This window comes from Pseudomonas sp. Eqa60 (genome assembly GCF_018326405.1).
GTDB lineage: Bacteria > Pseudomonadota > Gammaproteobacteria > Pseudomonadales > Pseudomonadaceae > Aquipseudomonas > Aquipseudomonas protegens.
Map to the genome: position 1 here is coordinate 1,322,422 of NZ_AP024342.1, position 23,699 is coordinate 1,346,120.

Consider the following 23,699-nt stretch of genomic DNA (forward strand, 5'->3'; position numbering starts at 1 on the left):
AGGCCTGGCCTCGGGCGTCGCTGGGCCCGTTGCGGGGGGGCAGTGTGAGACGGCTGTTTCAGCTTAGATTGCCCCAGAGTTGCGCAGGTCCTGGATCTGCTCGCTGCTGTAGCCCAGGCCGGCCAGAACTTCGCTGGAGTGTTCGCCGAGCTCGGGGCCGACCCAGTCGGCCGAGCCCGGAGTCTGCGAGAGCTTTGGCACGATGCCGGGCATCTTGAAGGCCTTGCCGTCCGGCAGCCTGGCCTGGAGGAACATTTCCCGGGCGAGGAATTGCGGGTCGTGGAACATGTCCTCGGCGCTGAAGATCCGGCTCGCCGGGACTTCGGCCTGGTTCAACTGCTCCAGCACCTGCTCCAGGGGCAGGGACGCCACCCAGCGATCGATCACCCCATAGAGTTCGTCGCGGCGGGTGTCGCGCCCGTCGTTGCTGGCCAGGGCCGGGTCATTGGCCAGGTCCTCACGGCCGATCAGGAGCATGAAGCGCTTGAAGATCGCATCGCCGTTGGCGCCGATCTGCACGTGCTTGCCGTCGGCACTGGTGTGGATCGACGAAGGGGTGATGCCGGGCATGATGTTGCCACTGCGTTCGCGGATGAAGCCGAATACATCGAACTCCGGAACCATGCTTTCCATCATGGCGAAGATCGCCTCGTACAGCGCCACGTCCACCACCTGCCCCTGGCCGCCGTTGACCTCGCGGTGACGCAGCGCCATCAGCGCGCCGATCACCCCCCACAGGGCAGCGATGGAGTCGCCGATGGAAATTCCGGTGCGCACCGGTGGGCGGTCCTCGAAACCGGTGATGTAGCGCAGGCCGCCCATGGATTCGCCCACCGCGCCGAAGCCCGGTTGGTCCTTCATCGGCCCGGTCTGGCCAAAGCCCGATAGCCGCACCATCACCAGTTTGGGGTTGAGGGCGTGCAGCACGTCCCAGCCCAGGCCGAGTTTTTCCAGCACGCCGGGGCGAAAGTTCTCGATCAGGATGTCCGCTTCGCCCAGCAGTTGCTTGAGCACCGCCAGGCCTTCCGGGTGCTTGAGGTTCAGGGTCAGGGACTTCTTGTTGCGTGCCTGGACGAACCACCACAGCGAGGTGCCTTCATACAGCTTGCGCCACTTGCGCAGCGGATCGCCGCCATCGGGTGACTCGACCTTGATCACCTCGGCACCGAACTCGGCGCAGATGCGCGAGGCGAAAGGGCCGGCGATCAGGGTGCCGAGTTCTATCACTTTCAATCCGGCGAGGGGCTTGCTGAGGCTGGTCATGGGGCATCCGCTGGGCAGGAAAATCCGCCTAGCCTAGACCATTGGTCGCCATTAAGGCAGCGCCTGACGCCTGCCTTTGCCGATTATTTCCCGCTCGGGCCAAGGATTATTGTGCTTCTCATTCCATTGGGCGGCAGGGTTTAATGACGCCGCTTGAAAAAAGAGCGGTTGCGAAAGCTGTAAAAGGGTCTATGCAGCGATGGATGCCTTGCGGCTGTTTGCCGAGCGATCCTCCTGATATTTCTTGTTACAAATGTCGCCTGTAAATTTTACATGTGATGAATTGAAAACCTTACATGTGATGTTCTAGTCTCTGCGCCATGGAAAACAAATCCTCAGCCCATTACCAACGTTTATTCCGCCAGCGCCTGCGTGATCAGGGCCTGGTGAAAAAGGAAGTCTGGATACTGCCGGAGAACGCCCAGGCGTTGCTGGCGGTTGAACGCAAACTGCGTCAGCCCTCAGAAGGGCTGGCTCCTGTGGAAAAGGATGGAGAAATGAGCATGCCGCAGATCTGGAATGCCCGATCGCTGTGCCAGGCCCTGGTAGCCACCGAGTTGTTCAGCAGTGGCGAAGCCAGCGTTGAACTGCTGGAGGGTGCAGAGCCGAGCTTGCACGTGACCATGCGCGAATACGGCGACCTGCCGTTGTTCGTGGCACTGTCCGGCGAGCAGATCCTGGTGGAGGCGCTGCTGTGGCCGCAAAGCGAAGTGACCGATGTGGCCGCGTTCAACGAGGAAGTGTTGCTCAGCCGCCAGTTGTTCCCGCTGTCGAGCATCGGCCTGGAAACCCGCTTTGGCGGTGAGCGCCACTACATGATGTACGGCGCCCTGAGCGCAACCTCGATTCTCTCCAACGTGCTCTACGAGATCGAAACCCTGGCCAGCAACGTGATCAGGGCAACCGAGGCCTACGAAGGCTACCTGAAGGCTCAGGCCTGACCTGGAGGAATGCACATGAACGTATGGAGCAAGCTGCTCACCGCGCTGCGCGGTGGTGCCAATGAGGCGGGCGAGGCCCTGGTGGACAGCCAGGCACTGAGGATTCTCGATCAGGAGATCCGCGACGCCGATCAGGAACTGCGCAAGTCCAAGGAAGCCCTGGCCGAGATCATGGCCCGGCAGAAACTCGCCGCCGAGCGCGCCAACGGCAGCGCGGCCAAGATCGCCGAGTATGAAAGCTACGCCCTCAAGGCCCTGGAAGCGGGCAACGAAGCCCTTGCCCAGGAAGTGGCGCAAAAGATCGCCAACCTGGAAAATGACCTGGCCGTGGAGCGTGAGCAGGCCGATGGTTTTGCCGCCAGCGTCGCGCAGTTGCGCAAGGCCGTGACCCAGGCCGAGGGCAATATCAAGCATTTGAAACAACAGGTGGATACCGTCAAGGCCACCGAAAGCGTGCAGAAGGCCCAGCAGGCCGTGGCCCAGCGCTACGGCGGCTCCCAGAGCAAGCTGCACACCGCCGTGGAGTCCCTGGAGCGGATCAAGCAGAAGCAGGCCGAGCGCGCGGCAAAGATGGACGCCGCGGCCGAGCTGGCCAGTACCAGCAGCCCGGACGATGCCCTGGATGCCAAGTTGCGTGAAGCCGGGATCGTTGCCGGCAGCACCAGCGCCGACAGCGTGCTGGCGCGCCTCAAGGACCGTAGCAAGTCCTGATTCACCGTTGTGTTGTAGGGGCGGGGCCGCCTGGCCTTGCCCGGCTTTTTCAGGGATAGGAAAGCAATGGAAATCTTCCTGCAGACAGTGTTGTCGTTCCCCACAGTGCTGTTCAGCTTCATGCTCTGCCTGGCCGTGATCTACTGGGCCGTGGTGGCCATGGGCATGCTTGAAGTCGACCTGCTGGACTTCGAGGCCGACTCGCTGCTCGACAGTGCCCACGCCGGCGAAGGCCTGGCCGGGCTGCTGATCAAGTTCAAACTCAACGGGGTGCCGGTCACCCTGGTGCTGACCCTGCTGATGTTCTTCAGCTGGTTCCTGACCTATTTCGCCGAACTCTACGTGCTCAGCCACCTGCCCCTGGGTTGGCTGCGCTATCCCCTGGGCCTGTTGCTGGCGGTGCTCGCACTGTTCCTGGCAGCGCCCATCAGCGCGACGATCTGTCGTCCGCTGCGCCCGCTGTTTCTCAAGATGGAGGCCACCAGCAGCAAGTCGGTGCTGGGGCAGACGGCTGTGGTACGCAGCGGCAGAGTCACCCTGGAACATGGCGAAGCCGTGCTCGAGGACGGCGGCGCGGGCCTGATCCTGCGTGTGCGTGCCGATGAGGCACGAGCTTTCAAACGCGGCGATCGCGTCGTGTTACTGGAGTATCTGGAGGCGCAACACGCCTATCGGGTCATTACAGAGGACGAGTTTCGCGGCCTCTGAGCCCGGGCTCCCTCAAGAATCAAAGGAGATTGATTGCATGAATTTACCGTCGCTGCTGCCCATCCTGCTCGGGATCGGCCTCGTCGTCCTGGTGGTCTTCGGCCTGTTGGCCCTGTTCAAGGCCTTCTATATCAAGGTTCCCCAAGGCACGGCGTTGATTGTCAACGACATGTCCTCGACCCCCAAGGTGCATTTCACCGGTGCCCTGGTGTACCCGGTGATCCACCTCAAGGAGTTCATGCGCATCTCGCTGATCACCCTGGAAGTCGACCGTCGGGCCAAGGACGGGCTGATCTGCCGCGACAACATGCGCGCCGACATCACCGTGGCCTTCTACCTGCGGGTCAATGAAACCCAGGAAGACGTGCTCAAGGTGGCCAAGGCCATCGGTGTCGACCGTGCCTCCGACCGCGCCGCGGTCAACGAACTGTTCAACGCCAAGTTCTCCGAAGCGCTGAAGACCGTGGGCAAGCAGTTCGATTTCGTCCAGCTGTTCGAGAACCGCCAGGACTTCCGCGACCGCATCATCGAGATCATCGGCAACGACCTCAACGGCTATGTGCTGGAAGACGTGGCCATCGACTACCTGGAGCAGACCGCCAAGCACTCCCTGGACCCGAGCAACATTCTCGACGCCGAGGGTATCCGCAAGATCACCGAGCTGACCGCGGCGCAGAACGTCATCACCAACGAACTGGAGCGCAACCAGGAACTGGCGATCCAGAAGAAGAACGTCGAGACCCGCGAAGCCTCGCTGTCCCTCGAACGCCAGCAGGCCGATGCCGAAGCCCGGCAGAAGCGCGAGATCGAAACCATCCGTGCCCGCGAGGAAGCCGAGACCGCCAAGGTCAAGGAAGAAGAGCGCCTGAAGGCCGAACAGGCACGCATTCAGTCCCAGCAGGAAATCGACGTGCGCACCGAGAACCATCAGCGCGAAGTCGAAGTGGCCCAGCAGAACCGCCAGCGTGCGGTGGTCATCGAAGTCGAGAAAGTCACCCGTGCCAAGGACCTGGAAGTGGTGGCCCGCGAGCGTGAAGTGGAACTGCAACGCATCGAGAAAGAAAAGGCTCTGGAAGAACAGCGCAAGAACATCGCCACCGTGATCCGTGAGCGGGTAGCGGTGGAGAAGACCGTGGCCCAGGAGGAAGAGCGGATCAAGGAAGTGCGCGAAGTCTCCGAAGCCGAGCGCGCCAAGCAAGTGGTGGTGATCCAGGCCCAGGCCGAAGCCGAGCAGGACCTGGTGCGCCAGGTGAAGCAGGCCGAAGCCGACGAGACCCGTTCCAAGCACAAGGCCGTGGAAATCAACAACCTGGCCCAGGCCGAACTGGAAGCCGCGGCCAAGCAGGCCGAAGCCAAGAAACGCCTGGCCGAAGGCCTGGAAGCCGAGCGCGCCGCGCCTGGCCTGGCCGATGCCCGGGTGCTGGAAATCACCGCAGCGGCCCAGGAAAAAGAAGGCCTGGCCCAGGCTCGCGTACGCACCGAGCAGCTGATTGCCGAAGCCCGTGGCGAGCAGGAAAAAGGCCTGGCCGACGCCCGCATCATGGAAGCCCAGGCGGCTGCCAAAGAGAAGGACGGCCTGGCTGAAGCCAAGGTCATGGAAGAGAAGCTCGGTGCCCAGGCCCGTGGCGAAGAACAGTTGGGCGCGGCCAAGGCCAAGGCCACCAAGGACCTGGGTTCGGCCGAAGCCGAAGTGCTGCTGCAGCGCCTGAACGCCGAGGCCGAAGGCCTGGGCAAGAAGTTCGGTGCCCTGGACTCCCTCAGCGACAGCGCGCGGTCCCACGAAGAGTTCCGCATGCAACTGGAGAAGAACTTCGAGGAAGCGATGGCCGCCATCGCCGCCAACAAGGAAATCGCCAAGGACCAGGCCGAAGTGCTGTCGGCTGCCCTCAGCAAGGCCAAGATCGAGATCGTCGGCGGCGAAGGCGACTTCTTCAATTCCTTCGCCAAGTCGCTGTCGGTGGGCAAGGCCATCGAGGGCGTGGTGGGCAAGAGCCCGGTGGTCCAGGACGTGCTGGCACGCCTGCTCAATGGCAAGGGCGCTCCGGCCGTAGCCGCTGAGCTGGCCGCCGCTGCCGTTACGCGCAAGGCCGACGCTCCGTCTGCCGAAGCCTGAAATGCCTGACCACAGCTGATTCGCCAGCCCTCGCCTGATCCTGTAGCCGTCGTTTTTATCGACGGCTGCAGGGCAGGTGGCAGGCGGCGGGTTTCAGCTGGCTGGTTTCAGGTGCTGGGCTCCAGGTTTGAGGAGCTCGCTTTTTTGCATACCGCCGTAGATCCAGGAAGGCCACGATGTCGGACGCTCAAGTCGCAACTCCCCCGCAGGACGTATTGGACAAGGCCGTCGCCGAAGGCGGCGCCTATGAGGTGCTGCACAAGCGCCTGCTGGACCAGGGCCAGCGCCTGCGGGCCACCACTGACGACCTCAACCAGCGGCGTCTCGACGAGTTCGGCAACAGCCGCATGGAAGTGGTCGGGCGGGTGCGCATCCGTACCGAGAACAACTGCATCGCCCGGGACATCGTCCAGGTCGGCGACTGCCTGTTGTTCGGCTACAACGTGTTTATCGGCCTGAAGAAGGAAACCAGCGTCGCCGACGTGTTTTCCCTTTACCGGCTGGTGGAAGAGGGCGAAGGCTACGAGGCCGAGCCCGTGCCCCTGGAAGGCAGCTTTTTGGCGGCCCAGGGCTTCCTCAACGATTTCAACGAGCTCTATACCTATTACAAGAACACCCGGCTGCTGCAACTGGCGATCCGTGACGGCAAGCTGCTGGCGAGTTTCCAGATCGGCGAGCGCGTCACCGATGTGCGGGTGTTCCGCTGGTCGATCTCGGTGGACGGACGTGATGTCCGTTACATCGACAACCGTGGCGAGCGGGATATCGCCCTGCCGGCGCCCTTCGATTTCGAATGGAAGAAGGCCACCCGCGAGATGGTGGTCGAAGGCCGCTTCCCGCACCTGAACATCCTCGACACGGTGTTCGTCGAAACCATCGGCGGCGACCTGACCATCAAGGTCGAGAACAACACCGAATCGGGCCTGGGCATCTATCGCGAAGAGGTGCTGGACAAGACCCAGTCCCTGGACGACTCGCAGATCGAATTCGCCCGCCTGGGCAGCCTGATCCTGCTCAAGGTCTTGCCGTACCGTGAAGAGCAGTGGCGCTACCTGGTGTTCAACAGCCTGACCCGCCAGGTGGAGCGCATCGACGCCATCGGCCTGGCCTGTGTGCAGTTGCCGGAGGACCACGGGATCATCTTCCCCGGCGGCTACTACCTGCAAAGCGGCGAGTACAAGACTTTCGAGCAGTCCATGGAGGGCATGCGCTACAAGCGCTCGGTGCGCTCGCCCAACGGTGAAGATGTGCAGTACATCTTCTACCACCCGGAGCAGGGCCGCTCGGTGCTGCTGACCTACAACATGATCAACCGCCAGTTGCAGAACCCGCTGTTCGGCCACGGCTACGCGCGGCTGGAAGACGGGCGCATGGTGATCTTCGCCGCCGAGGGCGACGAGCCGACCCGGGTCCACCCGATGCAGGTCTGGCAGACACCGTTCTTCACCGAGGAGTACGCCGCGCGGCAGCCGACCCGCAGCGGTTTCCTCGGGCGCATCGGCAACGCCGAACTGGTGCGCAGCGTTTCCGACCTCTACGACCTGTGCCGCGAGATCGACACCCCGGCGGTGTCGGTGCAGCGCTACTCGCTGCTGTGCCAGAACACCCGTCGGCTGTTCGATGTTTACCACTGGCTGGGCAGCGACGAGCTGGACGGCCTGGCCCCGCTGCTGCGGGAAGTGGCGTCCACGTCGGAGTTGGTGCTGGACGAATACGAGAAGGTCGAAAGCATCCGCCGCCAGTCGGACCAGGCCATGGTGGCCGCGGAGGCCAAGCAGAAAGCCCTGCTGGACAGCCTGCTGGTGGACAGCTGGGACCAGGTCCAGAGCTTCGTCGATGCGCTGAACGGCATCACCACCCAGCGCGGCCTGCTGCTGACCATTCGCGACTACCGCTACATCGACGTGGCGCGCATCGACGCCATGGAAGCCGAGCTGCTCAAGGCCCAGGAACGCACTGCCGCCGGCACCGCGACCTTCCTTGCCAGCGAGCAGGCCCTGCAACCCTTCGTCACCCAGCTCGAAACCCTGGACGCCCAGGCGCAGAAAGCCGAAACCGTGGCCCAGCTCAGCGAGCCCCTGGGCGCCCTGCAAGCCATGGCCGGGGACCTGGACATGCTGTCGAGCCTGATGGCTTCGTTGCAGATCGACGACGCCACCCAGCGCACCCGGATCATCGAATCCATCTCGCAGATCTACGCCCGCCTGAACCAGGCCAAGGCCCGCGCCGAACAACGGCGCAAGGCCCTGGGTTCGACCGAGACCGTGGCCCAGTTCGGCGCCCAGTTCAAACTCTTCAGCCAGGGCATCACCAACGCCCTGGCCCAGGCCCAGGACCCCGAGCGTTGCGATGAGCAACTGTCGCGCTTGCTGGTACAGCTTGAGGAGCTGGAGAGTCGCTTTGGCGATCACGAACAGTTCCTCGGCGACATCCTCGGCAAGCGCGAGGAGTTGCTGGAAACCTTCGAGGCCCACAAGCAATCGCTGCTCGACGAGCGCCAGCGCAAGGCCCAGGGCCTGCTGGATGCCGCGCGGCGGATTCTCGACAGCCTCGGTCGGCGCACCGCCAAGTTCACCCAGGCCGAAGAGCTCAATGCGTTCTTCGCCGCCGACCCGCTGATCCTCAAGCTGCGGGAGCTGGCCGAGCGCTTGCGCGAGCTCAAGGACAGCGTCAAGGCCGACGATGTCGAGTCGCGCCTCAAGGGCGCCCGGGACCAGGCCGTGCGTGCCCTGCGCGACAAGACCGAGCTGTTCGAAGAGGGCGGCAACGTCATCAAGCTGGGGCCGCGCCACCGCTTCAGCGTCAACACCCAGGAGCTGGACCTGACCCTGATGCCCCGGGGCGATGAGCTGCACCTGCACCTCACCGGCACGGATTTCCTCGAACCCCTGCGCGACCCCGAGCTGGAGGCCCTGCGGGACTTCTGGCAGGTAGCCCTGGAGTCGGAATCGGCCCAGTTGTACCGCGCCGAATACCTCGCCGGGCAAGTGCTGGACGCCGCCGATCGGGGCGAGGAAGGCCTGAGCCTGGAAAGCCTGAAACCCTTGCTGGCGCACCCTGAAGAACTGGCGCGGGTGATCCGCGACTTTGCCGCGCCGCGCTACAAGGAAGGCTACGAGAAGGGCATCCACGACCACGACGCCGCAGCGATCCTCCTGCAACTGCTGCCCCTGCGCGACAGCGCCGGCCTGTTGCGTTTCGGCGCGGCTGCCCGTGCCTTTGCTACCCTCTTCTGGGATCGCCAGCAGGAACAGCCGCAACCTCGGCAATGGGTGGAACGTGCCCGTACCAGCCGGCATATCCAGCAACTGTTCGGGCGTCGTGAAGGCTTGCTGCAATTGCAGGAGGAAATCCTCGTGGCGCTGGGTGACTGGCATCAGCAGCACGCCTTCACCTTGGCCGCGGAGCTGTTGCCGGAGGCTGCCGAGTACCTGGTTCAGGAACTGGCCGCAGAACGCATCGAATTCACCTTCAGCAAATACGCCAAGCAGCTGCAGGAAGCCCTGACCCTGCGTCTGCAGGGCGCGCGGATGTGGGACGACTACCAGCAGGCCTTGGCGCGGCTGGTGGAACGGCCTGCTGCACAGTGGGCATTGACCGAGAACTGGCTCTCGGCCCTGTGCGCCGAGGGCGAGTTCGCCGAGTGGGCCGACTACGTGCCCGAGGCGGTGGCCCTGTCGCTGCTGCGGGAAGACTTTGCCAAGCGCATCACCGAAGTCGATCTGCGGTTCAAGGTCGACAACCTGATGGGCGAGCACCCGCGCATCCAGGAGCGCAGCCTGTCCCTCACCGTGGACGGCTTCTTCGCTCGCCTGCGGGCTCACCGCGAACAATTCCTGCCTGGCCTGCAGCGTTACCAGAGCCTGCGCCAGGGCATCATCAGCCGCGAACGCTCGGCCCTGCGCCTGAGCGAATTCAAGCCGCGGCCGCTGAGCTCGTTCGTGCGCAACAAGCTGATCAACGATGTGTACCTGGGCTTTATCGGCGACAACCTGGCCAAGCAGATGGGCACCGTGGGCGAGAACAAGCGCACCGACCTGATGGGCCTGTTGATGCTGATTTCGCCACCGGGCTACGGCAAGACCACCCTGATGGAGTACGTGGCGCACCGCCTGGGCCTGATCTTCATGAAGATCAACGGCCCGGCCCTGGGGCACCAGGTCCGTTCCCTGGACCCGGCCCAGGCGCCGGACGCCACTTCGCGCCAGGAGCTGGAGAAGCTCAACCTGGCCCTGGAGATGGGCAACAACGTGATGCTCTATGTCGACGACATCCAGCACACCCACCCGGAATTCCTGCAGAAGTTCATCTCGCTGTGCGACGGCACCCGGCGCATCGAAGGCGTGTGGAAAGGCCGCACCAAGACCTACGACATGCGCGGCAAGAAGTTCTGCGTGGTGATGTCGGGCAACCCGTATACCGAGTCCGGCGAAGTGTTCAAGATCCCCGACATGCTGGCCAACCGGGCCGACATCTATAACCTCGGTGACACCCTGGGGGGCATGCAGGACGCCTTCGCCCTGAGCTACATCGAAAACGGCCTGACCTCCAACCCGGTGCTGGCGCCACTGGCCACCCGCGACATGGCGGACGTCTACCGCTTCGTCGCCAAGGCCGAGGGCAAGGCCTTCTCCAGCAACGAGCTGAGCCACAGCTACAGCGGCGCCGAGATCAACGAGATCACCACCACCCTGCAACGCCTGATGCAGGTGCGCGACGTGGTGCTGCGGGTCAACCAGCAGTACATCGCCAGCGCCGCCCAGGCCGACCAGTACCGCAGCGAGCCGCCGTTCAAGCTGCAGGGCAGCTACCGCAACATGAACAAGATGGCGGAGAAGATCTCGGCGGTGATGAACGACGCCGAGCTTCTGCAACTGCTGGCCGACCACTACCAGGGCGAATCCCAGTTGCTGACCACCGGCGCCGAGGAAAACCTGCTCAAGCTCGCCGAGCTGCGCGGTAACCAGACCCCGGAGCAGAGCGAACGCTGGACCCAGATCAAGCGCGACTTCGTGCGCAACCGTTCCATGGGCGGCAGCGACAGCGATGTCGGTACCCGCGTCGTGGCCCAGCTCAACGATCTGGTGGAAGGCGTGCGCGGCCTGGCCCGGCCCGCGCCGCAGCAAGGCATGCGTGAAGTGCTGGAGAACCTCTCCGAGCACCTGGAGCAGAGTTTCCTGCCGCTGCTCAAGGTCATGCACAAGAAGATCGATGTCGACCTGCACAGCCACCAGCGCATTGGCGACATTGCCACGCGCCTCGACGAACTGAGCCAGATGCTCAGTAACGGCGAGGTTCCGACCCTCAAGGACTCCCAACCGTAGGAGCCGGCTTGCCGGCGAACAGCCAAGGATCACGACATGGATTTTGCCCACCTGGACCAGCAACTGCGCGACAGCGTGCTGGACCTGAAACTGAGCAACGAAGAGCGGGACGAGCTGCGCCAGCTGGGCAGCGAACTGGGCCAGGACCAGGTGCGCTACATGCGTAACCGTGCCTTTGACCTGGTACGCGAGCTGGCGCTGGCGGACAGCGTCAATGTGCTGCCGGCGTTGAAGTGGCTGGAACAAGTGATCAAGACCCTGGACGCCAACAGCGCCCCGGTGCGGGACATGGCCAGCGCCCACTTCAGCCCCGGCGAAGACTGCCGGCGCAAGATCCGCGACCTGTGCCGCCAGGCCCGAATCTCGGTGGATATCTGTGTGTTCACCATTTCCGACGATCAACTGAGCGACGAAATTCGCGCCTGCCACCAGCGCGGCGTGGCCGTACGGGTGATCAGCGACAGTGAAAAGCAGTTCGATGTCGGCAGCGATATCGCCGCGCTGCGCGAGGCCGGGGTGCCGGTGCGGATCGACGACACGCCGTTCCACATGCACCACAAGTTCGCCGTGTTCGATGGCCGGACCCTGCTCAACGGCAGCTTCAACTGGACCCGCAGCGCCACCACCGGCAATGAGGAAAACCTGCTGGTGATCGACCATCCGCAACTGGTGGCCAGTTACCTCAAGGAGTTCAACGAACTCTGGAGCCGCTACGCGCCGCGTTAAGGCGTGCAGCGGCGGGCCTTGACGCGGCCTCAGGCGGCGTTCGGCTGGCCCCAGGCGCTCTCGGCGGCCAGGTGGTCGATCAACTTCTGGCACAGCCCTTGGGCTTTTTCCGGGGCGCTCTGGCGCAGGGTTTCCAGGGCCAGGTGCAACTGTTGCACCGGGTTTTCGCCGATAAACAGGTTGCCCGGTTCCAGCCCGGCAATCGCCTCGTCGAAGCGTTGCTCGTGGATGTGCTTGAGCACCATGGCCTGGCTCAACTGGTGGGTGTAGGCCGCCTGCTGCTCCAGGCGAGCTTTCAGTTCGACAGCCTTTGCCTGGTCGTCGATGTAGACGTAGCTCAGCGCCAGCTGTTCCAGGAAGAAGTTTTTTTCCGCTGGATCCAGAGGCGCATTCTGACTGTCGTCGAGGGCTTGCACCGCCTGGTCCAGCAGTTCACCGGCTTGCCGGGTCTGCTCCAGGTCGTGCAGCAGCTTGGCCTGCAAGGCCAGTTTCATCGGTCGATCGGCGTATTCGAGCTGGGTGTTGAGGCGCGCCATTTCCTCCAGATTGTTGCGGATCAGCCAGCTGTCGCGGCGCAGGCGCGGCAGGTCGGCCTGCACCCGCAGTTGGGTTTCCAGGATCAGCAGGCGCAACCATGGCCATTGCTCATCGCCACGCAGGGTTTCCAGGGTCAGCAAGGCTTGCTCCAGCAGATGGGCGCACCATTGCGAGTGTTCCTCGACGTAGCTGCCCCACAGGCAGACCAGGCACCAGATACGCTGCGAGGGCGAAACGGCGCAGGCCTGCAGGGCCGCCTCGGCCTTGGCCATTTCGTTGCGCCCGACATGCCAGTTCAACAGGCTCAGCAGTAGATCGCTGGCGTAGCTTTCCGGCATCTGGGCGATCAGCTGTGGAGCCAGATCCGGGCGGTTGGCGTCCAGTATCAGCTTGAGCAGCGGCGGGTAGCCGAAGTAGTCCTCGGGCTCGAGGGCCTGCGCCAGCAGTTCGAACCCGGCCTCGAATTCCCCGGTTTCCATGAGCAGGGTCACGACGATGATCCGAGCCGATCCGGGCAATTGCGCAGCCATGGCCGGGAACTGCGCATCTTGCCCCTGGGCACGGTACTCGCGCAGGGTCTGCTCTATCTCGTGTGGGTCCAGTTCGTTGACCGGCTGTTTGAGCAGCAGTTGCCAGGCCAGGCCGATGCTGATGGCAGCCTCGTCGGCCAGGCCCAAGCTGCGTTGCAGGGCAGCCAACTGCCGGTGCTCGCCGGGGGAGTCCGGGCTCAGCTGGTTGACGCCGAAGGTCACCAGCAAGGCGCGGGCCTGCTCGTGTTCACCCTTGGCCAGCAGCAGCGGGATGCGCAGCAAGGGCGCTGACGGCAGGGGTTGATGCAGGCGCTCCAGCAAGCCCAGCACAGCCTGCGGGCCGTCGTTGTCGAGCAGGGTTTCGAGCAACTGGTTCAGTGCCATGGGCTGGTAGGTTTCATCCAGCTCGGCCAGTACTTCCAGGGCCTGTTCCGGGTGCCCCTGCCGGTACAGCGCTGCGGGCATCTGGAACAGCCCCAGTTGCCGGGCTTTACCCGTCAGGCGTTGGGCCAGTTGCAGGCCCACTTGCGGTTCGATGGCGCTCAGGTGCGCCGCGCGATTGATCTGCGCCGCCTCGTCTAGGGTGATGCCCAGGTCATTGCCGGCGCTGCGCTTGTTGGCATAGACCACCAGCAGCGTTATCACGCCGGTAATCAGCAGCAGGATGACAAGTACTTCCATGATGAATCTTCCTCGGGTGCGGCTGTTGGCCGGTGACGCGCCCCGCCAAGGGCGCGCAACCGGGGGGGCGTCAGTTGGTCTGGGAACTGAGCCAGATCTGGCCGTTGGCGATGCGCGCCATCAGTTGCTGTTTCAGCTCGCCGGCACGTTCGGGGGCACGCTGCTGCAGGTCTTCCAGGGCCTGGTACAGCAGCGACAGGGGCTTCTTGTCACTGAGCAGGATGCCCAGGTTCAGGCCCTCGATGGCCTGGGCGTAACGCTGATGCTGGATATGGTTGAGCAGCAGTTCCTCTTCCAGGATGCGACTGCCCGAATCCTCGGCGTTGAGCCGGTCCTGCAGGGCCTGGGCCTGTTGCGCCTCGTCGATGCTCAGGTAGGCGCTGGCGATGTCTTCCAGGTAGAAGCGCGCGTCCATCTCATCCACATCCGGCAGCGGCTCGCCATCCAGCAGTTGCACCGCCTGTTCCAGCAGGGTCCTGGCTTGGGTGGTCTGGTCCAGGGCGTGCAGCAGCTTGGCCTGGTCGCACAGGTGCAGCAATTGCTCGTCACCGGGCATCTGCTGGCGCAGGCGGTGCATTTCCTCGATGCTGCTGCGCACCAGCCAGCTGTCCCGGCGATGAGCTGGCAGGTGGCTTTGCATCAGTAGCTGGGTTTGCAGGGCCTGCATGCGCAAGCTGTTGTAGAACTCATGGTCATGCTTGTGGCCGTCGATCAGTTGCAGGGCCTGGGCCAGCAAGGCCGTGGTCCATTGCGGCTGCGCCTGGTGCAACTCATTGCAGAGTTCGAGCATCAGCCCCGGACGCTGCGACTCGTGGCTGGCTCGCTGCAGCAGCAGGGCCTCGGCTTCGGCGGTCTGACCCTGGGCCGCCAGATGGTTGAGCAGTTGCAGCAGCAGGCTGTGCTGGTGCATCTCGGGGCTCAGGTCCAGCAGGCGCAGGGCGGTTTCGATGGGCTGGCGTTTCAGGGCCGAGTCCATCAGGTCGCTGTAGGTCGAGGAGTAGAGGGTGCCGTTGTCGGCCAGCAAGCTGAAGGCCAGCTCCAGATTGCCGGCATCGAACAGGGCGATCAGCGCCTGCACCTGTTCCTCGGCCGGCAGTTCGGCCGAGTGGGCCAGAATCCGCTCGGCATGCCCCTGGGTGGCGAACGCGTCGAACAGGCTGCGCAGCACAGTGTGATAGCGCTCCTGCCCGGGTTGCTGGAAGCTCGCCCAGGCCTGTTCGAGGCTGATCAGCGCGGCGTCTTGCATGCCCGCCTGAAATTGCAGGCGCGACAGCATCAGCAAATTGCCGATGCTCTGGCGTTCATGGGCCGCAGGGTTTTTCGGGTCGCCGAGCTCGCCGATCAGCGCCAGGGCGCGCGCCTGTTCACCGCGGGCCTGGAGGATTGGCACCTGCAGCAGCGGCCAACTGGGCAGGGATTCGCCCCAGTGCTCCAGGAGCTCCAGGCAGGCCTGGGTATCCTGGCTGTCGAGCAGCGTTTCAATCAGGGTATTGAGCACGTATTCCCGAGCGTGAGGCGACAGTTGCTGGTAGATCGCCGTGGCCTGGGCCTTGTGCCCAGCTACATAGAGCTCGCTGGCCACCAGTTGCAGGGCCAACTGCTGCGCTTCGCCCTCCGGCAGTTGCAGCGCCAGTTCTAGGGCCAGCTGCGGCTCGGCCTTGCTCATCAGCAGGGTCTGATTGATCTGGGCGGTGAGGTTGCCGGTCTGTTCCAGGTACTGCTGCTGGTCGGCGGATTTCTGGCGCAAGTACAGGATCAGTGCGATGAACAGCAGCACGATGACGAGCAGGGTGACAAAGAGGGTCATGGACGTCCTTTTCTATTGCACAGCGGCTCTGGCGCGGTGCGCGCCAGCCGGTTTGCGCGGGGTTATAAAGCCATGGTTACGGGCTGGCAACCGACTTTACCCAGGCAATGCATTTCAGCGGATGTCGTCCAGGGTCCGAGTGGCCGGTCAGCGGTCGGGCAGGGCGGCGGGTTTCGGGTTAGACTTGCCGCCTTTTCGCACATTCAAGAAGCCCGCACATGGCCCAGCCGTCCACCACCTACAAATTCGAACTGAACCTGACCGACCTCGACCGCGGGGTCTACGAAAGCGTCAAGCAGACCATCGCCCGTCACCCTTCGGAAACCGAAGAGCGCATGACCGTGCGGCTGCTGGCCTACGCCTTCTGGTACAACGAGCACCTGTCGTTCGGTCGGGGTCTGTCGGACGTGGATGAACCCGCCCTGTGGGAAAAGAGCCTGGATGACCGCGTCCTGCACTGGATCGAAGTCGGCCAGCCGGACGCCGATCGCCTGACCTGGTGCTCGCGCCGCACCGAGCGCACCAGCCTGCTGGCCTACGGCAGCCTGCGGGTCTGGCAGACCCGGGTGCTGGACGCGGTGAAGAACCTGAAGAACCTCAACATCGCCGGCGTGCCCCAGGACGTCCTCGAGACCCTGGCCAAGGACATGCCGCGGGTCATCAAGTGGGACGTGATGATCAGCGAAGGCACGATCTTCGTCACCGATGATCGCGGCCAGCACGAAGTGCAGCTGGAATGGCTGCTGGGCGAGCGCGGCTGATCGCCCGCTCCGCACCTGAACGATCCACCGTCCCCCCAGAGAAGTTGCTGTTAGCCCATGCGTATCGAACCCCGTGAGTTGCCCGCCGTCCTGCCCTTTCTCGGCGATCTGCCGCCACTGCTGACCCGCCTTTATGCCGCCCGTGGCGTGCAGTCGGTGGAGGAGCTGGACAAGAGCCTGGCGCGGCTGATCCCGTATCAGCAGCTCAAGGGCATCGACGCCGCGGTGGACCTACTGGTGACCGCCCTGGACCAGCGCCAGCGCATCCTCATCGTCGGCGACTTCGACGCCGACGGCGCCACCGCCAGCACCGTGGGCTTGCTGGGCCTGCGCCTGCTGGGCGCGGCCCATGTCGATTATCTGGTGCCCAACCGTTTCGAATACGGCTACGGCCTGACCCCGGAAATCGTTGCCGTGGCCCTGCAGCGCGAGCCGCAGCTTTTGATTACCGTGGACAACGGCATCTCCAGCGTCGAAGGCGTGGCGGCGGCCAAGGCAGCAGGCTTGCAGGTATTGGTCACCGACCACCACTTGCCCGGCCATGAACTGCCGGCGGCGGACGCCATCGTCAACCCCAACCAGCCGGGCTGCGAGTTTCCCAGCAAGGCCCTGGCCGGGGTCGGGGTGATCTTCTATGTGCTGATGGCCCTGCGCGCACGCCTGCGCAGCCTGGGTCGCTATGAAACCCGGCCGCAGCCGAACATTGGCGAGCTGCTGGATCTGGTGGCCCTGGGCAGCGTGGCGGACGTGGTGCCCCTGGACGCCAACAATCGCATCCTGGTGCACCAGGGCCTGGAGCGGATTCGTGCCGGTCGCGCGCGGCCGGGGCTCAAGGCGATTCTCGAAGTGGCCAAGCGCGATCACTCGCGCATCACCTCCACCGACCTGGGTTTTATCCTTGGCCCGCGGCTCAACGCCGCCGGGCGCCTGGACGACATGAGCCTGGGTATCGAGTGCCTGCTCAGCGACGACGTTTCCGCCGCTCGGGCCATGGCCGCCCAGCTGGACGAACTGAACCAGGACCGCAAATCCATCGAGCAGGGCATGCAGCGCGAAGCCTTGGCCCAGCTCAAGGAATTGCCGGTGGAGTCGATGCCGTTCGGCCTGTGCCTGTTCGACGCCGACTGGCACCAGGGGGTGATCGGGATTCTCGCCTCGCGCCTGAAAGAGCGTTACCACCGCCCGACCATCGCCTTTGCCGATGCCGGCGACGGTATGCTCAAGGGCTCGGCGCGTTCGGTGCCGGGCTTCCATATCCGTGACGCCCTGGACGCCGTGGCCGCGCGCCATCCGCAACTGATCAGCAAGTTCGGCGGCCACGCCATGGCCGCCGGCCTGTCGTTGCCGGAGCAGAACTTCCCGGCCTTCGCCGAGGCCTTCGACGAAGAAGTGCGGCGCCAGCTGCGCGAAGAAGACCTCACCGGGCGCCTGCTGTCGGATGGCAGCCTGGCCGTGGAAGAATTCCACCTGGAACTGGCCCGCGCCCTGCGCCATGCCGGGCCCTGGGGCCAGCACTTCCCCGAGCCGATGTTCCATGGCGTGTTCGAACTGGTGGAGCAGCGCATCGTTGGCGAACGCCACCTGAAAGTGGTGCTGCGCAGCGAGTGCGGCTCGCTGAAACTGGACGGCATCGCCTTCGGCATCGACCGCGAAGTCTGGCCCAACCCCACCATCCGCTGGGTGGAACTGGCCTACAAGCTCGACCTCAACGAGTTCCGTGGCCAGGAAACCGTGCAGTTGATGATTGCCCATATCGAACCGCGTTAAGGGACGCTGTGGCTGGTTTCGCCAGACTTTTGGAAAGCGGGATGGCGGTATGTCTCTTTCTTTTGTAAGGGGTTTCCGAGACACTCCCGGGCGCTTGTGGCGATCTACTCAGCTGACTAGTCTCGGTTCATCACTGCCTATCAGTGATCGGGAATAGCAGCCCGGGTCGAACGCAAGCGATGCCATCAGCACTGCAGTTCAGATTTGCAGTGTGCTGTTATGGCGGCTGTGCGTGGGGGCGCTTTCGGGCGCACCGGTTCCTCGACCCGGTCTGCTAGCCCGCGTACAGCCGCCACCCTTTTTAAACGTCTAGCAGCGTTAGGTGTGGAGGCTTCATCGTCGAGGAGCTACACCATGAAAAAGATCGTCCCCGATCCGCCTGTTTCCCCTCCTTCTTCCCGTCGTAATCCTGCCCACGATCTGGCCAATGAAAGGGTTCGCCATGCCCTGGCCAATATCGGCGTAGAGGGCTCGCTGATCGCGACGCTGCAACCCACCGCCGCTGGTTCTGCGGGCCCCGATAACCCCTTCACTGTGCGCCCCGGTATCAGTGCCGAAGAAGCGTTGATTCATGTGTCCATGCTGCTCAAGGCCGCCGAGGAGGTGTCCGACGAGATCACCGAGCAGGCCAGTGGCGTGGAGCGCGGCCTGATCTGGTCCCTGGTGCATTCGGTGGAAATGGCCCGCTGCGTGGTGGATGCCCTGCTCGATGGCAATCGCCGAGCCCCGCTTGGCTGATAATGCCCTGGCCGCTGCCGCTGCCGCTGCCGCTGGCAGCGGCCAGGGCAACAGTTTTTTGCCCGGCACGCATCAGGAACCCTGCTGGCGGCAGTGTTGTCGACTAGTCTCTAAGCACTGTCTGATTGGCCTTGTGACCTTTTGTCATTCTTCTACCCGCGGGGGCGGGCGCTTCACTTCGCAGTCACTCGTCGACCGTTCAAACAGAACCCTGGAGCCTGACCATTGACCGAGAGGTGCCCCATGAGTCTGCTGCTTGAACCCTATACCCTGCGTCAACTGACCCTTCTCAACCGCATCGCCGTGTCGCCCATGTGCCAGTACTCGTCGGTGGACGGGTTGGCCAACGACTGGCACCTGGTGCACCTGGGCAGCCGCGCCGTCGGCGGCGCCGGGTTGATCTTCACCGAGGCCACGGCGGTTACCGCCGAAGGCCGGATCACCGCCCAGGACCTGGGCCTGTGGAACGACGCGCAGATCGAACCCTTGCAGCGCATCACCCGTTTCATCACCGCCCAGGGCGCGGTGGCGGGTATCCAGCTGGCTCATGCCGGGCGTAAGGCCAGTACTCATCGGCCCTGGCTGGGCAAGTCCGGCAGCGTCAAGCCCGAGGACGGCGGCTGGGTGCCGGTGGGGCCCTCGCGGATTGCCTTCGATCCGCAGCACACACCGCCGACCCAGCTCGATGAAGGGCAGATCGGCGAAGTCATCCAGGCCTTCGTCGCGGCCGCCAAACGCGCGCTGGAGGCCGGTTTCAAGGTGGTGGAAGTGCATGCTGCCCATGGCTACCTGCTGCATCAGTTCCTCTCGCCCCTGAGCAACCAGCGGCAGGACCAATACGGCGGTTCGTTCGAGAACCGCATTCGCCTGGTGCTGCAGGTGACCGAAGCGGTACGCGCGGTGTGGCCCGAGGAGCTGCCGCTGTTCGTGCGGGTGTCGGCCACCGATTGGGTGGAAGACGGCTGGAACCCGGACGAGACCGTGGAGCTGGCGCGGCGCCTCAAGGACCTGGGGGTGGATTTGATCGATGTGTCGTCCGGCGGCACCGCGGCCAATGCCGAGATTCCCACCGGGCCGGGCTACCAGACGCGCTTTGCCGAGCGAGTGCGCAAGGAGTCGGGGATTGCCACCGGGACCGTGGGGATGATCACCGAACCGGCCCAGGCGGAGCATATTTTGCGTACCTGTCAGGCGGACATCATCTTCCTGGCCCGGGAGCTGCTGAGGGACCCTTACTGGCCGCTGCATGCCGATGACGACCTGGGTGGGCGCAAGGCGATCTGGCCGGCCCAGTACCAGCGGGCGACCCACAGGGACCAGCCGATTCATGAGTCGGATTTGCGCGATTAGGCTTTTGCCGATGTAAAAAAACGGCCCGTGCGGGCCGTTTTTTGTGCCTGGCTTCAGGCTGCCTTCGCTGGCAAGCCAGCTCCTACGCAGGCGGTGCGATCTGTAGGAGCCGGCTTGCCGGCGAAGAGGCCCGTAGGGCGGGCCGGGGCTGGCAGCGGGTCACGGGTATTTGCGTTTGTCCGGCGCCGGCGGGAAGTACTGGTACAGCCAGGTCTCGCTCAGGGTTCGGTCGTTGGTGCGGATGAACAGCCGCAGTTCCACCGGTTCGACGCTGTCGTTGGTGGGGAACCAGTCGAAGGTGATGCGGTAGCCCTTGATCTCGTCCAGCACCAGTACGTTGAAGTCCTTGACCTCGCCGTTAGACGCGGTGACCACCGGCTCGATGCCAGTGCCCGCTGGCAGGCGATCCAGGCCGCCGCCGGTGAAGTCCACGGCAAAGCGCCGCGCCCAGACTTCCGGGTAATGCTCGCCCGGGGCCCAGCCTTCGACGAAACCGCCCATGCCGGAGCGGGTGGCGTGTACTCGCGCCAGGGGCGTGCCCACGGGCGGCAGGGCGCTCCAGTAGAGTTTGTAGCCGTAGTTCAGCGAGTCCCCGGCGGCCACCGGTTTTTTCGGGGTCCAGAAGGCCACGATGTTGTCCAGGGTTTCGCCGGTGGTGGGGATTTCCAGCAGGTCGATGCTGCCTTCGCCCCAGGCAGTGGTGGGCTCGACCCACAGGCTCGGGCGGCGGCTGTACCAGTCCACGGTGTCCTGGTAGCTGGCGAACTCGTGGTCGGTCTGCACCAGGCCGAAGCCTTTCGGGTCCTTGTCGGCGAAAGCGTTGAATTGCAGGTTCGCCGGGTTGTTCAGCGGGCGGCAGATCCACTCGCCGTTGCCGCGCCACATGGCCAGGCGGTCGGAGTCGTGGATCTGTGGGTGGATGGTGTCGCACATGCGCCGCTCATGGGTGCCGCAGCTGAACATGCTGGTCATCGGTGCAATGCCCAGTTGCTCGATGGCGGTGCGGGCATTGATGTGGGCGTCGACGTCCATCACCACGCGTTCGGCCTGGCAGTCGATGTCGAAACGGTAGGCACCGGTAGCGCTCGGCGAGTCCAGCAGGGCGTAGACCACGAAGCGGGTGCTGTCCTTGTCCGGGGTCTCGAACCAGAACTGGGTGAAGTCGGGGAACTCCTCGCGGCGCTTGGCGTAGGTGTCGATGGCCAGGCCACGGGCCGAGAGGCCGTACTGGCCGGTGGCGTCCACTGCGCGGAAGTAGCTGGCACCAAGGAAGGACACCACGTCGTGCTTGTCCAGTTCCGGGGCCTTGAACAGCTTGAACCCGGCAAAGCCCAGGTCGCCCTTGAGCTGGGCGGTGTCGACGCTGGTGTTCTGGTAGTTGAACAGTGGCGGGCGGAAGTGCACCTCCCGCGCCTGGCGGGTCTTGGGGTCGACACTGTGCATGCGCACCGGCTGCTTGAAGCCCATGCCGACGTGGAAGAACTGCACGTCCAACTGCCCGTTCAACTCGTTCCACAGCGAGTGCTTGCTGTCGTACTGGATGGCGTTGAAGTTCTGCGGGGTCATCTTCGCCAGGGTGGGCGGCAACACCTGCTTGGTGTCCACGTACTGGCTGGCGGCAAGTTGCTTGGCCTGGGCCTTGAGCTGCTCGAAATCGAACGCCTGGGCCAGGCCATCAGCGGCGCCGGCCCAGGCGCGGGCGGCCAGCAGGCCGCTGGCCGAGAGGCCGGTATAGGCCGCCAGGGCCATGGAGGCTTTGAGGAGATTCCTGCGGTGCATGGTTGAACCTTGATCAGAGAAAGATCCCAAGCCGTTCCTGGCTGCGTGGGGGGATCGCGAGGGGTGGTTCGGTCATGCCATCGGCCAAACGCAACGGACTATAAACAGACGCCGGATAGAATAAACGGTTCGCCAGGGGCAGAAAAATGATTAGCTTGTGTCCATTGGTAACCGCCCGATCCCCTTCAGGAACTGCTCCCATGCTGCACCCGCGCTTGCTCGGCGAAGACGATATCCCCTTGCTCAAATGGATCGACCGCGCCGAGGTCATCGATGAGTTCTACCGCCTGTGCAACGGGCAATTGAGCTGCTACGCCCAGCATGAAGTGGTGCAGGGCTGGCCGGAGGGCGAGGCCGAGCATGATGCGCTGATCTTGCAGCAGTGTTACCGGCGTGGCGGTTGGCTGTACGGGGTGTTCGACGGCCCGGCGCTGGTGGCCGCGGTGGTGGTGGATTGCCTGCCGATCGCCTGTGCCGGGCTTGATCTGCGGCAGTTGAAGTTCCTCCATGTGAGCCAGGCCTATCGCGGCCTTGGCCTGGGCCGGCAGTTGTTTGCGCTGGCCCGGGAGCAGGCCCTGGTCCTGGGGGGGCAGGGCTTGTATGTGTCGGCCACGCCGTCGCGGCATACGGTGGATTTCTACAGGAGCCTGGGCTGCGAACTGCTGGCCACGCCCGACCCGGAACTGCTGCGCATCGAGCCCGAGGACATCCACCTGTACCTGCGCCTGGCCTAGGCCGCCAGGCGCTTGCGCCAGCTTGGCCAGGCCGCGATGGTCACGGCCCGCAGCAGCCACTCGCAGGGGCCGTACTGGTGGCTGCGCAACCACAGGGTGCTGAGCTGCATCTGCAGCAGGTAGATGGCAACCACCAGCAGCACAATCCACAGCGGCGGCAACTGGTTGACCAGCCCCAGCCCGTAGCCGGTGAACAGCAGCCCCAGAATCAGCGATTGCAGCAGGTAGTTGCTCAAGGACATGCGCCCCAGTGGCGCCAGCCGTCGGCACAGGCGTTGGCCCGGGGCCGAGCCGAAGGCCTTGAGCAGCAGCATGGCGTAGCTGGCCGAGAGCAGTGGTGCGGTCAGTTGGCTGATGCCGTAGCCGAGCACTTCCAGGCCGCCGCCGGGCGCATAGGCCGCCCAGTAGCCGTAGAGCAGGGCGCCACCCAGGCCCAGCGGCAGGCTGATCCTCAGCAGCCGTGCCAGGTGCGGTTCGAAGGCGTAGGGCGCCACCAGCAGCTTGTTGCGCCCCGCCACATAGCCCAGCAGGAACATTGCCAGGGTGCAGGGGCCCTGCAGCAGCCACAGCGCGGAGGCGGTTTCCAGCAGGTGCGAGGCGTTGTAGGCCAGGGTTTGCAGGGCGCTGCCGCTCAGGGCCAGGTCCTTGAGTACCGGCCCGCCATCGGCGGCGCCGGTGTAGAGGCCGGCCTCCAGCAGGGTGATGCCGAACAGCAGGAACAGCGCCGCCGTGCCGCTGATCAACAGTGCGGCCAGGGCCGCCGCCCAGCGGACCGACAAGCCGCGCAGCATCAGCAGGACCAGCCCCAGCACGGCGTACAGCGAGAGAATTTCGCCATAGAACAGCAGGGCGCCGTGGATCAGGCCGATCACCAGCAAGGCCAGTTGCCGGCGCAACATGCGCGGTACGAAGCGCTCCCCCGAGCGTTCGGCGGAGGTCATCTGCAAGGTGAAGCTATAGCCGAACAGGAACGAGAACAGCAGGTAGAACTTGGTCTCGAAGAACACCGACACCAGCCAGCGAACCAGGTGGTCAAGGCTACTGGCGTAGCCCGGGTTGCTCACCGACGAGGCGTAGTACGGATCGGCGAAGGACCAGATATTCACCGCCAGGATGCCCAGCAGGGCGAAACCGCGCAGGGCGTCCACCTGCTCCAGGCGCGCTGCTTGCGTCGCTCCGGAGGCCGTCATCTGCGGGTTACCGGCAACAGCGGTGGTGAAAGCGGGATA

Annotated in this window: 16 protein-coding genes; 11 read left to right on the plus strand and 5 right to left on the minus strand. The window is 64.3% G+C overall.

The genetic code is table 11. The features are described 5' to 3' along the window. Positions 1–63 precede the first annotated feature (63 nt). Positions 64–1,263 (minus strand): CaiB/BaiF CoA-transferase family protein, encoded by a 1,200-nt coding sequence (locus KI242_RS05850; protein ID WP_011059458.1) that lies wholly within the window; start codon positions 1,261–1,263, stop codon positions 64–66. 320 nt (positions 1,264–1,583) lie between these two features. On the opposite strand from KI242_RS05850, the gene KI242_RS05855 reads away from it, so the two are divergent. From KI242_RS05855 to KI242_RS05880, 6 genes are all read left to right on the plus strand, one after another. Then, positions 1,584–2,204, plus strand: a complete 621-nt coding sequence (locus KI242_RS05855; RefSeq protein WP_011059459.1) for a YjfI family protein — start codon at positions 1,584–1,586, stop codon at positions 2,202–2,204. 15 nt (positions 2,205–2,219) lie between these two features. Further along, positions 2,220–2,915 carry a PspA/IM30 family protein gene (locus KI242_RS05860; protein ID WP_015634287.1) on the plus strand — a complete coding sequence of 232 codons (696 nt, stop codon included), beginning with the start codon at positions 2,220–2,222 and terminating at the stop codon, positions 2,913–2,915. A gap of 66 nt (positions 2,916–2,981) precedes the next feature. After that, entirely contained in the window at positions 2,982–3,623 is a 642-nt protein-coding gene (locus tag KI242_RS05865) for an OB-fold-containig protein (protein ID WP_011059461.1), read from the plus strand. A gap of 37 nt (positions 3,624–3,660) precedes the next feature. Continuing rightward, positions 3,661–5,736, plus strand: coding sequence for a flotillin family protein (locus KI242_RS05870; protein WP_011059462.1), 2,076 nt, complete (start codon positions 3,661–3,663; stop codon positions 5,734–5,736). Between the two features lie 176 nt (positions 5,737–5,912). Then, entirely contained in the window at positions 5,913–11,060 is a 5,148-nt protein-coding gene (locus tag KI242_RS05875) for a DNA repair ATPase (RefSeq protein ID WP_169892732.1), read from the plus strand. Between the two features lie 36 nt (positions 11,061–11,096). Next, entirely contained in the window at positions 11,097–11,786 is a 690-nt protein-coding gene (locus KI242_RS05880; RefSeq protein WP_011059464.1) for a phospholipase D-like domain-containing protein, read from the plus strand. 29 nt (positions 11,787–11,815) lie between these two features. Here KI242_RS05880 and KI242_RS05885 read toward each other — a convergent pair whose 3' ends face one another. After that, positions 11,816–13,534 (minus strand): hypothetical protein, encoded by a 1,719-nt coding sequence (locus tag KI242_RS05885; RefSeq protein WP_053149208.1) that lies wholly within the window; start codon positions 13,532–13,534, stop codon positions 11,816–11,818. 70 nt (positions 13,535–13,604) lie between these two features. Next, complete coding sequence (locus KI242_RS05890) at positions 13,605–15,341, minus strand: hypothetical protein (protein WP_053156510.1); 1,737 nt, start codon at positions 15,339–15,341, stop codon at positions 13,605–13,607. A gap of 218 nt (positions 15,342–15,559) precedes the next feature. Between KI242_RS05890 and KI242_RS05895 the strand changes: the two genes are divergently transcribed. The 4 genes from KI242_RS05895 to KI242_RS05910 all read left to right on the plus strand — a co-directional run bounded on the left by KI242_RS05895 (position 15,560) and on the right by KI242_RS05910 (position 19,957). Beyond that, on the plus strand, positions 15,560–16,102 hold the full coding sequence (locus KI242_RS05895; RefSeq protein ID WP_041116152.1) for a YaeQ family protein: 543 nt from the start codon (positions 15,560–15,562) through the stop codon (positions 16,100–16,102). Positions 16,103–16,159: 57 nt separating this feature from the next. Continuing rightward, positions 16,160–17,869 (plus strand): single-stranded-DNA-specific exonuclease RecJ, encoded by a 1,710-nt coding sequence (recJ, locus tag KI242_RS05900; protein ID WP_053156512.1) that lies wholly within the window; start codon positions 16,160–16,162, stop codon positions 17,867–17,869. A gap of 354 nt (positions 17,870–18,223) precedes the next feature. Next, a complete protein-coding gene (locus KI242_RS05905) occupies positions 18,224–18,607 on the plus strand; it encodes a hypothetical protein (protein WP_053156515.1) in 384 nt (127 codons plus the stop codon). Positions 18,608–18,850: 243 nt separating this feature from the next. After that, entirely contained in the window at positions 18,851–19,957 is a 1,107-nt protein-coding gene (locus KI242_RS05910) for an NADH:flavin oxidoreductase/NADH oxidase (RefSeq protein WP_011059469.1), read from the plus strand. A gap of 159 nt (positions 19,958–20,116) precedes the next feature. On the opposite strand, the gene KI242_RS05915 is transcribed toward KI242_RS05910, so the two are convergent. Continuing rightward, complete coding sequence (locus tag KI242_RS05915; protein ID WP_053149216.1) at positions 20,117–21,736, minus strand: glucan biosynthesis protein D; 1,620 nt, start codon at positions 21,734–21,736, stop codon at positions 20,117–20,119. Positions 21,737–21,936: 200 nt separating this feature from the next. Here KI242_RS05915 and KI242_RS05920 point away from each other — a divergent pair, with 200 nt between their 5' ends. Next, positions 21,937–22,470, plus strand: coding sequence for a GNAT family N-acetyltransferase (locus KI242_RS05920; RefSeq protein WP_041116160.1), 534 nt, complete (start codon positions 21,937–21,939; stop codon positions 22,468–22,470). On the opposite strand, the gene KI242_RS05925 is transcribed toward KI242_RS05920, so the two are convergent. After that, positions 22,467–23,660, minus strand: a complete 1,194-nt coding sequence (locus KI242_RS05925; RefSeq protein ID WP_053149219.1) for a DUF418 domain-containing protein — start codon at positions 23,658–23,660, stop codon at positions 22,467–22,469. The genes KI242_RS05920 and KI242_RS05925 overlap by 4 nt on opposite strands. Positions 23,661–23,699 lie beyond the last annotated feature (39 nt).

What these genes read in the sequence shown, in the direction of transcription:
- KI242_RS05850 (WP_011059458.1), bottom strand. Translation starts at nt 1,263, where the DNA reads ATGACCAGCCTCAGCAAGCCCCTCGCCGGATTGAAAGTGATAGAACTC.
- KI242_RS05895 (WP_041116152.1), top strand. Translation starts at nt 15,560, where the DNA reads ATGGCCCAGCCGTCCACCACCTACAAATTCGAACTGAACCTGACCGAC.
- KI242_RS05855 (WP_011059459.1), top strand. Translation starts at nt 1,584, where the DNA reads ATGGAAAACAAATCCTCAGCCCATTACCAACGTTTATTCCGCCAGCGC.
- KI242_RS05885 (WP_053149208.1), bottom strand. Translation starts at nt 13,534, where the DNA reads ATGGAAGTACTTGTCATCCTGCTGCTGATTACCGGCGTGATAACGCTG.
- KI242_RS05870 (WP_011059462.1), top strand. Translation starts at nt 3,661, where the DNA reads ATGAATTTACCGTCGCTGCTGCCCATCCTGCTCGGGATCGGCCTCGTC.
- KI242_RS05860 (WP_015634287.1), top strand. Translation starts at nt 2,220, where the DNA reads ATGAACGTATGGAGCAAGCTGCTCACCGCGCTGCGCGGTGGTGCCAAT.
- KI242_RS05910 (WP_011059469.1), top strand. Translation starts at nt 18,851, where the DNA reads ATGAGTCTGCTGCTTGAACCCTATACCCTGCGTCAACTGACCCTTCTC.
- KI242_RS05915 (WP_053149216.1), bottom strand. Translation starts at nt 21,736, where the DNA reads ATGCACCGCAGGAATCTCCTCAAAGCCTCCATGGCCCTGGCGGCCTAT.
- recJ (WP_053156512.1), top strand. Translation starts at nt 16,160, where the DNA reads ATGCGTATCGAACCCCGTGAGTTGCCCGCCGTCCTGCCCTTTCTCGGC.
- KI242_RS05890 (WP_053156510.1), bottom strand. Translation starts at nt 15,341, where the DNA reads ATGACCCTCTTTGTCACCCTGCTCGTCATCGTGCTGCTGTTCATCGCA.
- KI242_RS05865 (WP_011059461.1), top strand. Translation starts at nt 2,982, where the DNA reads ATGGAAATCTTCCTGCAGACAGTGTTGTCGTTCCCCACAGTGCTGTTC.
- KI242_RS05905 (WP_053156515.1), top strand. Translation starts at nt 18,224, where the DNA reads ATGAAAAAGATCGTCCCCGATCCGCCTGTTTCCCCTCCTTCTTCCCGT.
- KI242_RS05920 (WP_041116160.1), top strand. Translation starts at nt 21,937, where the DNA reads ATGCTGCACCCGCGCTTGCTCGGCGAAGACGATATCCCCTTGCTCAAA.
- KI242_RS05925 (WP_053149219.1), bottom strand. Translation starts at nt 23,660, where the DNA reads ATGACGGCCTCCGGAGCGACGCAAGCAGCGCGCCTGGAGCAGGTGGAC.
- KI242_RS05875 (WP_169892732.1), top strand. Translation starts at nt 5,913, where the DNA reads ATGTCGGACGCTCAAGTCGCAACTCCCCCGCAGGACGTATTGGACAAG.
- KI242_RS05880 (WP_011059464.1), top strand. Translation starts at nt 11,097, where the DNA reads ATGGATTTTGCCCACCTGGACCAGCAACTGCGCGACAGCGTGCTGGAC.